This is a genomic window from Streptococcus sp. (assembly GCF_030825805.1).
Classification (GTDB): domain Bacteria; phylum Bacillota; class Bacilli; order Lactobacillales; family Streptococcaceae; genus Streptococcus.
Window position 1 is genome coordinate 1 of sequence record NZ_JAPJPF010000058.1, and the last position, 8,672, is coordinate 8,672.

At 41.2% G+C, this 8,672-nt stretch carries 10 protein-coding genes and 1 pseudogene; 9 read left to right on the plus strand and 2 right to left on the minus strand.

The genetic code is table 11. The features are described 5' to 3' along the window. From glyA to RCH62_RS08005, 5 genes and pseudogenes are all read left to right on the plus strand, one after another. Positions 1-284: pseudogene (gene glyA, locus RCH62_RS07985) on the plus strand (serine hydroxymethyltransferase); the annotation flags it as partial. A gap of 8 nt (positions 285-292) precedes the next feature. Next, entirely contained in the window at positions 293-1,267 is a 975-nt protein-coding gene (locus RCH62_RS07990) for a nucleoid-associated protein (protein ID WP_125329413.1), read from the plus strand. Further along, positions 1,267-1,869: a lysozyme family protein gene (locus RCH62_RS07995; RefSeq protein WP_125329414.1), complete on the plus strand. Its 603-nt coding sequence runs from the start codon at positions 1,267-1,269 to the stop codon at positions 1,867-1,869. The genes RCH62_RS07990 and RCH62_RS07995 overlap by 1 nt, the downstream gene beginning before the upstream one ends. 193 nt (positions 1,870-2,062) lie before the next feature. Further along, positions 2,063-2,542 (plus strand): DUF1002 domain-containing protein, encoded by a 480-nt coding sequence (locus tag RCH62_RS08000; RefSeq protein WP_260469296.1) that lies wholly within the window; start codon positions 2,063-2,065, stop codon positions 2,540-2,542. Beyond that, complete coding sequence (locus tag RCH62_RS08005) at positions 2,508-3,077, plus strand: DUF1002 domain-containing protein (RefSeq protein ID WP_260469307.1); 570 nt, start codon at positions 2,508-2,510, stop codon at positions 3,075-3,077. The genes RCH62_RS08000 and RCH62_RS08005 overlap by 35 nt, the downstream gene beginning before the upstream one ends. A gap of 296 nt (positions 3,078-3,373) precedes the next feature. Here the strand turns inward: RCH62_RS08005 and RCH62_RS08010 are convergent, their stop codons facing one another. Further along, on the minus strand, positions 3,374-3,679 hold the full coding sequence (locus RCH62_RS08010; RefSeq protein ID WP_306474981.1) for a hypothetical protein: 306 nt from the start codon (positions 3,677-3,679) through the stop codon (positions 3,374-3,376). 307 nt (positions 3,680-3,986) lie between these two features. After that, on the minus strand, positions 3,987-5,552 hold the full coding sequence (gene guaA, locus RCH62_RS08015) for a glutamine-hydrolyzing GMP synthase (protein ID WP_306474982.1): 1,566 nt from the start codon (positions 5,550-5,552) through the stop codon (positions 3,987-3,989). A gap of 138 nt (positions 5,553-5,690) precedes the next feature. Between guaA and RCH62_RS08020 the strand changes: the two genes are divergently transcribed. The 4 genes from RCH62_RS08020 to ffh all read left to right on the plus strand — a co-directional run. Next, positions 5,691-6,389: a GntR family transcriptional regulator gene (locus tag RCH62_RS08020; protein ID WP_061563972.1), complete on the plus strand. Its 699-nt coding sequence runs from the start codon at positions 5,691-5,693 to the stop codon at positions 6,387-6,389. Positions 6,390-6,546: 157 nt separating this feature from the next. Continuing rightward, on the plus strand, positions 6,547-6,879 hold the full coding sequence (locus RCH62_RS08025) for a putative DNA-binding protein (RefSeq protein ID WP_003001435.1): 333 nt from the start codon (positions 6,547-6,549) through the stop codon (positions 6,877-6,879). A gap of 2 nt (positions 6,880-6,881) precedes the next feature. Next, complete coding sequence (locus RCH62_RS08030; RefSeq protein WP_023026816.1) at positions 6,882-7,097, plus strand: hypothetical protein; 216 nt, start codon at positions 6,882-6,884, stop codon at positions 7,095-7,097. Positions 7,098-7,114: 17 nt separating this feature from the next. Continuing rightward, positions 7,115-8,672, plus strand: a 1,558-nt coding sequence (gene ffh, locus RCH62_RS08035; protein ID WP_306474983.1) for a signal recognition particle protein, incomplete at its 3' end; no start/stop codon positions are given.

Consider the following 8,672-nt stretch of genomic DNA (forward strand, 5'->3'; position numbering starts at 1 on the left):
AAGTCGTTGAAAATGGGAAAGTGGCGCAAAACTTGTTGGATGAAGTCAACATTACTCTCAACAAGAACTCTATCCCTTACGAAACTTTATCACCATTCAAGACCAGTGGAATCCGTATCGGGGCAGCAGCCATCACCGCTCGTGGTTTTGGAGTAGAGGAAAGCCGTACAGTGGCTGAACTGATGATTAAAACCTTGAAAAACGCAGAGAACCCAGCTGTATTAGAAGAGGTGCGGAACCAAGTCAAAGCCTTGACAGATGCCTTCCCACTTTACGAGGGCTAAACCATCTTATGGATATTTACGTAAAAAAAGCCATCATTCATCAATTTAGCCCAGATGATACCGATCTTTATCTAGCAGACAAATTCCTGAATATCACCCCAAAAATTGAGGAATACTTGCGCAAAAAGATTGAGCGGGTCTATTCCGATGAGGCGAAGACCGGCATTTTTGAGGAAGACAATCCATTCCTTAAGATGATAACGGATGATCTCCTAGAAACTTCAGTAGCCTTAGCCAATCGCTGGAAAGAAGAATTTGTCGTCTCTGATAATCAAAAGACCAACGATTTGGTGTTTATCCAATTCTCAAAAGAAGGGGTGGATCATTTTGCCTTTCTTCGGATTGCCTTACGGGAAACCTTGACCCATCTTGGAGGAGAAGTAGATAACCCAATCAAGCTAACGCAAAACAATCTACCTGGCTTTGGAACGGGGGCCGATGAAGCCTTGGTCATCAATCTTCAAAGTCGCAAGTACCATTTGATCGAAAAACGAATCAAGTTCAATGGGGCTTTCTTGAACTATTTCTCTGAGAATCTCCTCCAGGAACAACCTAAGATTTCACCTAAAAAATCGATCAAAGAAATCGAAAAAACAGCCCAACGGATTGCTGAGAACTTCCAACAAGATGATTTTCAGTTCCAATCCAAGGTCAAATCAGCAATTTTCAACCAACTGGAAGAAGAGAATGAATTGTCACCTGAAAAGTTAGCCAATGATTTGTTCGATAACAACTTAACGGCTCGACTCAGTTTTGTCGATCAGGTGAAAGAGACTATTCCAGATCCTGTTCGCTTCGATGAGATTGATGCCAGCCGCCAATTGAAGAAATTTGAAAACCAAAAACTTTCCCTTTCAAACGGAATTGAGCTTTTGGTCCCTAACCATGTTTACGAAGATGCTGAATCGGTAGAGTTCATTCAGAATGAAAATGGGACTTACTCGATCCTCATCAAGAATATAGAGGACATTCAGAATAAATAATGATGAAACGAATAATAAAAATTTTCTTTTGCCTCTTGCTCGTCTTTTTCATATTCAAGGGTTATCAAATACACCGGGATGTCAAACAGGTCATGACTTATCGTACCTTAGTGCGTGAAGTACTGGCTGAGGAAGATACTGGTACGAATGAAGATCTGATCCTTGCTATGATTTATACAGAGACCAAGGGCAAGGAAGATGATGTCATGCAGGCCAGTGAAAGTGCAACAGGCCAGACAAATTCTATCACCAATAACAAAGAAAGTATCCGGCAAGGGATTCAAACCCTCTCTGAGAATCTGCGAAAAGCAAAGGAGAAGGGAGTCGATCCCTGGACAGCTGTTCAGGCTTATAATTTCGGACAGGATTACATTGAATATGTAGAAAAAAATGGCGGGAAAAACAGTCTTGAATTAGCTCGTAAATACTCAAAAGAAGTGGTTGCACCGAGTCTTGGTAATGTCACAGGGAAGACCTATATTTATCTCCATCCTATTTCATTTTTACATGGCTCAGAGCTCTACGTTAATGGGGGAAATTATTATTATTCACGTCTCGTTGAAATGAATCAGTTCATCATGAAACTATTTTCCTGGTTCTAATACAAGCAGTCGCTCTAAACAAGGGAAGAATCCCTTGTTTTTTATGGAGCAAACTGCCATCTGTTTTTAAAGGAGCTGTAAGTCAGTCTTAAGATAAAAAGGATAAACTAGTTGGGAGGCAAAGGGATAAAACCTGCTTCCTTTTTATTGTCCAAAAGAGGTTTAGTATGATAGAAGTAGTTATGGAGAAGGTATGAAGCCATTCAGGAAATTTATTGGAATCTTAATCGTAAGCTGCTTAGCCCTCCTTGCAAGCTCTTCAACAGTTTTTGCAAACTCAACCATTCAAAAAGTCATTGATCAAAAATATAGCCAAGCTGACTATGTCATTGGCTCATCATTGGATGAATTTGAAGTAGAACAGACCCTCGGTCTCTTGATGTATAACGAGGAAAATGAGAAGGAATGGAAAATCATGAATCCTTCTGCTTATACAAGTTTTACTATTGATGAGAATGGAGATCATTATTCCTCCGTTAAACTGCAGAAACAAGCCAAGAAAGCGCCCGTTAGCGTGCACATTGTCACTCCTCAAAATATAACAGAAGTAACAGCGGATATGCATCGCAATGCACTGACCACTCTTGGGCTAGAAACACGCCGACATCACGATTGCATCTCCAACAGTAGCATCAGGCCTGAGTGCCCTTGCAGCGGTCGCATACTCCCTTGAGCAAAATGGTAGCACCATATCTGATGAAAACAAAACACTTGCTCAGGAAGAATTATCCCTGCTTGCAACCATCTATAAAGAGAGTGCCCGTAAAAAAGGCTTCCATGAAGATAAGCTCAATGTAGCTGTCATCGATCTTAAAATCGCAGCTCTAACAGGAAGCAATCAAGACAAAAAGCTCGAGAAGAAAGATTTCCAAAAGCTGGTAAAAAAGATTCTGGAAACTTATCAATTAGAGGGTGCTATAACGAATGAACAAACCAAACAATTAGTTGATTTTGCTAGCAAGCTTTCTAATAGTCAGCTAAGCTCTGATAAAAACCTTGTCAAGTCCCTCAAAGCTCTAAAACAGGATATCATTGAGAAAGCAGGAGATAGCTTTAATACGATTGATACCAAGCTCAATACAGAAACACTACTGAAAGAAACCAACAAGCTTCCTTTGTACCTTATGATTGGACTGGGAGTCCTGATGCTCCTTGCAATCGGATTAATAGTTTTTCGTTTTCATACTAAACAAATCAAGAGGAAATAAACTATAAAAAAACCAATGCTAGATGATTTCAGTTCAAATACGAAGTATTTTAGAAACTTTCCTTAAGTGAGTGAGGAGGTTAGCTGAAATTATCCAGTGGATGATTTCAGCAATCCAGGAAGTTCCATGACTAAGTTTTGAATCATACTGTTTCAAGCACTTTTCTCACTGAGAAAATTTCAAAATTGCTCGTATAATTTTAACAACAAGTAATCATCATTATTGATTCAAAGAGATTATTTTATGTAAGATAAGATTAGTGTGCATACATTAAAAAGCCATCGAATGATGGCTTTTTAATCTGTTACTTCGATTGAGAGATAAGTAATACCTAAGATTTTTCCGAAAATACCTAGAAGTGTTTTCATAGCTGAAGCTTTAATAATAGCTGTTTGACCAGCTTTTACGATCACTTCCTTAGAACGAGTGAAGGCTCCTCTTTGATCTACGTAAACCTTAACCATATCAAGCCCTTCAGGAAGCGGAAGTGTAACGGTTTCGTCTTTGCTTAAGTTGGCAACACATTCTCCATTGATATAAACGTTTACCTTCATTAATACACCTACAAGGCCAGTTTGACGCGAAACTGTAATTTTAGACATTTGATTCTCCTAACTTTATGAATTCCTTACTCAAAAGGAATAGATTTAAAACTATCATAACATAAGTACGAGCTTCATACAAGAACCTGTTTCATTCTAAATTATTTAATATTAATCTAACACCCAAATAGAGTTCACAAGTTCCGTCTATATTTTCTATGTTTTTTGAATTAGGAAATTTTGCTCCTTGATATAGACTGCCTGGAACTGGTCTAGAGGTAGAGGTTATTTTGATTATAAATGCTGTCTTACATATATAAAAAAACGCTGAAATCAATGATTTCAAGCGTTATTTTATCAAGTCATTTTATTCCCACTCAACGGTTGCAGGTGGTTTACTTGTGATATCGTAGACAATACGGTTAACGTGGTCAACTTCGTTTACGATACGAACTGAGATTTTTTGGAGAACTTCCCAAGGAATCTTGGCAAAGTCAGCTGTCATTCCATCGATAGAAGTGATAGCACGGATGGCAATGGTATAGTCATAAGTACGACCATCTCCCATAACACCTACGGAACGAACGCCAGTGTTAACAGTGAAGTATTGCCAGATATCGCGGTCAAGACCTGCTTTGGCAATTTCTTCACGAAGGATCGCATCGGATTCACGAACAGTTTCAAGTTTCTCTTCCGTGATTTCACCCATGACACGGATCGCAAGACCTGGTCCTGGGAATGGTTGGCGCCATACGATGTGGTCTGGCATACCAAGTTCGGTACCAAGAGTACGAACTTCATCCTTGTAAAGAGTGTTAAGGGGTTCGATGAGTTCAAACTGCATGTCTTCTGGAAGTCCACCCACGTTGTGGTGAGACTTGATGGTTTGAGCAGTATCCGTACCTGACTCGATGACGTCTGTATAGAGTGTTCCTTGAGCAAGGAATTTCACGTCTGTTAGTTTGCTTGCTTCATCATCAAAGACATAGACAAACTCGTTACCGATAATCTTCCGTTTTTGTTCAGGATCAGATACACCTGCCAACTTGTCCAAGAAACGTTTGGCAGCGTCTGCTTTGACAATGTTCAAACCAAACTTACCACCAAGCATATCCATGACTTGGTCAGCTTCTCCTTTACGAAGAAGACCGTGGTCTACAAAGATACAGATCAATTGATCTCCGATAGCTTTTTGAAGGAGAACTCCAACGACAGAAGAATCAACCCCACCTGAAAGACCAAGGAGAACACGTTTGTCTCCAACTTTTTCACGGATTTGTTTGATTTGCATCTCGATAAAGTTATCCATGGTCCAGTCACCTTTGGCACCACAGATATTCAAGGCAAAGTTGCGAAGGATATCATATCCGTGTACTGAGTGGCGAACTTCAGGGTGGAATTGGATACCATAGATTTTCTTGTCAGGATTCTCAATCGAAGCATACGGACAGTCAACAGAAGTACCTGTACGGACAAAGTCAGCAGGGATTTCTGTTACAGCATCACCGTGGCTCATCAAGACCAACTGTTTATCAGGTGTTCCCTCAAAGAGGGCAGAAGATTCAGCTAAGTTTAGCTCAGATTGACCATATTCACGGTTACCGGCATCTCCTGCAGGTACAACCTTTCCTCCAAGCTTGTGAGTCAATAGTTGCATTCCATAACAGATCCCAAGAATTGGAATGCCAAGTTCAAAAATTTCAGGATCAATATCGAAAGATCCTTCTTCATACACTGAGTTTGGTCCGCCTGAAAGAACGATCCCAACTGGATTGATTTCACGCACTTCAGCTGCAGTAATCTTGTGACTCTTCAATTCTGAAAAGACACCGATCTCACGAATACGACGAGAGATGAGCTGATTGTACTGGCTACCGTAGTCAAGCACGATGATTTTTTCAACATCATGCAAATCAGTTGATAGGTTTGTCATCTTTTCCCCTTCTTCTAGAAAATTCTTTTCCTCTATTCTAACACAAAAGCCCCTTCATTACCAATCAAGACTGACTATGATTGAAGATTTAACAAAATTGCGCTACAATAGGTTATAACACACAGAAAGAGTAGCAAGATGATTCCAGCTTACATACAAATTCACGATCAAATTAAAGCCGAAATTGACCAGAAAATCTGGAAAATTGGACAGCGCCTCCCTAGTGAGCGGGACTTGGCTGAGAAGTTCCAGGTTAGTCGGATGACCCTCCGTCAAGCTATTACACTCTTGGTAGAAGAAGGAGTACTGGAGCGCCGTGTTGGTAGTGGTACCTTTGTCGCTAGCACGCGCGTCCAGGAAAAGATGCGGGGGACAACTAGTTTTACTGAAATCATGAAGGCACAGGGGAAGATCCCTTCGACACAGGTTATTTCCTACAAACGTACCATTCCTAGCCTTCAAGAAGTAGATAAGCTTGGTATCGACAAGACCGAAACAATTGTTCGAATGGAACGGGTTCGTTATGCGGATGGTATACCAGTCGTTTATGAAGTTACCTCCATCCCAGAGAAATTTATCAAGAACTTCAAGAAAGAAGAAGTAACCAGTCATTTCTTCCAAACCTTGGAAAAGCACGGCTATCGAATTGGCAAATCTCAACAAACCATCTATGCACGATTAGCCAAAGAGAAGATTGCTGAATATTTAGAAATCCCCAAAGGACAGGCCATCCTTGGATTGACTCAAATCTCATATTTTGATAATGGTGTCGCTTTTGAGTATGTAAAGAGCCAATATGTTGGAGAACGCTTTGAGTTTTACTTAGAAAATAATTAGATTTACATAATTTATATTACGTAATTCACAGGAGTCTTTCGCTAGTAAACATCAATCTTGTTTTAAATCATTTGAAATCGGACCTCCTTGTTTCTTATGAGACAAAATAGGTAAGTCCCGCTAGTCTTTGGCGGGCTTTTTTGATATAATGAAAGGTATGGAAATTGAGAAAACCAACCGAATGAATGCGCTCTTTGAGTTTTACGCAGCGCTCTTGACGGACAAGCAAATGAACTACATCGAGCTTTATTACGCAGATGACTACAGCTTAGCTGAGATTGCGGAAGAGTTTGGAGTGAGCCGTCAGGCGGTTTATGACAATATTAAGCGGACAGAGAAGATTCTAGAGGATTATGAGATGAAGTTGCATATGTACTCTGACTACATTGTACGCAGCCAGATTTTTGATCAGATTTTAGAACGCTATCCGGAAGATACTTTTCTACAAGAGCAGGTTGAAATTTTATCAAGTATTGACAATCGGGAGTAATCATGGAAAATCTTGTCATCTATAAAGGAATACCCTGTAAATTATTAGCTGCAGAGGAACCATTTCCTAGTCGGCTACAGATTATCTCGCCCAATGATATCTCCAAGGCTATGCAAATAGGTTTTAGCTGTTGGGGATATCCAAATGAAATCATGAAAGAAGTTACACCCGAAGAACTAGAATGTTTCCAACATTTCGGACGATTTCCACTGAATTGAAAAAATAGGAGAAAATAATGGCATTTGAAAGCTTAACCGAACGTTTACAAAACGTCTTTAAAAATCTTCGTAAGAAAGGGAAAATCTCTGAAGCAGATGTCCAAGAGGCAACCAAAGAGATTCGTCTAGCCCTCTTAGAGGCCGACGTTGCCCTTCCTGTTGTAAAAGACTTCATCAAACGCGTCCGTGAGCGGGCCGTAGGTCATGAGGTCATCGAAACCCTCAACCCTGCCCAACAAATCGTAAAGATTGTCGATGAAGAATTGACAGCGATTTTAGGTTCAGAAACAGCAGACATTATCAAATCTCCAAAGATTCCAACCATTATCATGATGGTCGGTCTTCAAGGGGCTGGTAAAACAACCTTTGCTGGGAAATTGGCCAACAAATTGGTCAAGGAAGAAAATGCACGTCCTTTGATGATTGCGGCCGATATCTATCGTCCAGCAGCCATCGACCAGTTGAAGACCCTTGGTCAGCAGATTAATGTCCCTGTCTTTTCACTTGGTACAGAAGTCCCTGCAGTGGAGATCGTTCGTCAAGGTTTGGAGCAAGCGAGAGCCAACCACAATGACTATGTCTTGATCGATACGGCGGGTCGTCTGCAAATCGATGAAAAACTCATGGGCGAGTTGCGTGATGTCAAAGCCCTTGCTGAGCCAAATGAAATCCTCTTGGTTGTCGATGCCATGATCGGTCAAGAAGCGGCCAATGTGGCGCGTGAGTTCAACGAACAACTCGAAGTGACCGGGGTGATCTTGACCAAGATTGATGGGGATACCCGTGGTGGTGCGGCCCTTTCTGTCCGTCAGATTACTGGGAAGCCAATCAAGTTCACTGGTACTGGTGAAAAAATCACTGATATCGAAACCTTCCACCCAGACCGCATGTCTGGTCGGATCCTCGGTATGGGGGATATGCTGACGCTGATCGAGAAGGCTTCTCAAGAATACGATGAGAAACGTTCCCTTGAACTCGCTGAGAAGATGCGGGAAAATACCTTCGATTTTAATGACTTCATCGATCAATTAGATCAAGTTCAAAACATGGGACCAATGGAAGACCTGCTCAAGATGCTTCCAGGGATGGCCAACAATCCAGCCATGAAGAACCTCAAGGTCGATGAACGAGAAATTGCTCGCAAACGTGCGATCGTATCATCCATGACCCCAGCTGAACGTGAAAATCCAGATTTGTTAAATCCAAGCCGTCGTCGTCGGATTGCTGCTGGTTCAGGAAATAGCTTTGTCGAAGTCAATAAATTCATCAAGGACTTTAATCAAGCCAAACAGATGATGCAAGGCGTCCTCTCTGGCGATATGAACAAGATGATGAAACAAATGGGGCTCAATCCAAATAATATGCCGAAGAATATGCCTGGTGGAATGCCTGATATGTCTGCCCTCGAAGGCATGATGGGTCAAGGTGGCATGCCTGACTTGTCAGCTCTTGGTGGAGGCGCTGGAATGCCTGATATGAGCCAAATGTTTGGTGGTGGTCTCAAAGGAAAAGCCGGTGAATTCATGATGAAACGGGCGATGAACAAGATGGCCAAACAAATGCGCAAAAATAAGA

What these genes read in the sequence shown, in the direction of transcription:
- RCH62_RS07990 (WP_125329413.1), top strand. Translation starts at nt 293, where the DNA reads ATGGATATTTACGTAAAAAAAGCCATCATTCATCAATTTAGCCCAGAT.
- RCH62_RS08025 (WP_003001435.1), top strand. Translation starts at nt 6,547, where the DNA reads ATGGAAATTGAGAAAACCAACCGAATGAATGCGCTCTTTGAGTTTTAC.
- RCH62_RS08020 (WP_061563972.1), top strand. Translation starts at nt 5,691, where the DNA reads ATGATTCCAGCTTACATACAAATTCACGATCAAATTAAAGCCGAAATT.
- RCH62_RS07995 (WP_125329414.1), top strand. Translation starts at nt 1,267, where the DNA reads ATGATGAAACGAATAATAAAAATTTTCTTTTGCCTCTTGCTCGTCTTT.
- RCH62_RS08000 (WP_260469296.1), top strand. Translation starts at nt 2,063, where the DNA reads ATGAAGCCATTCAGGAAATTTATTGGAATCTTAATCGTAAGCTGCTTA.
- guaA (WP_306474982.1), bottom strand. Translation starts at nt 5,552, where the DNA reads ATGACAAACCTATCAACTGATTTGCATGATGTTGAAAAAATCATCGTG.
- RCH62_RS08010 (WP_306474981.1), bottom strand. Translation starts at nt 3,679, where the DNA reads ATGTCTAAAATTACAGTTTCGCGTCAAACTGGCCTTGTAGGTGTATTA.
- RCH62_RS08030 (WP_023026816.1), top strand. Translation starts at nt 6,882, where the DNA reads ATGGAAAATCTTGTCATCTATAAAGGAATACCCTGTAAATTATTAGCT.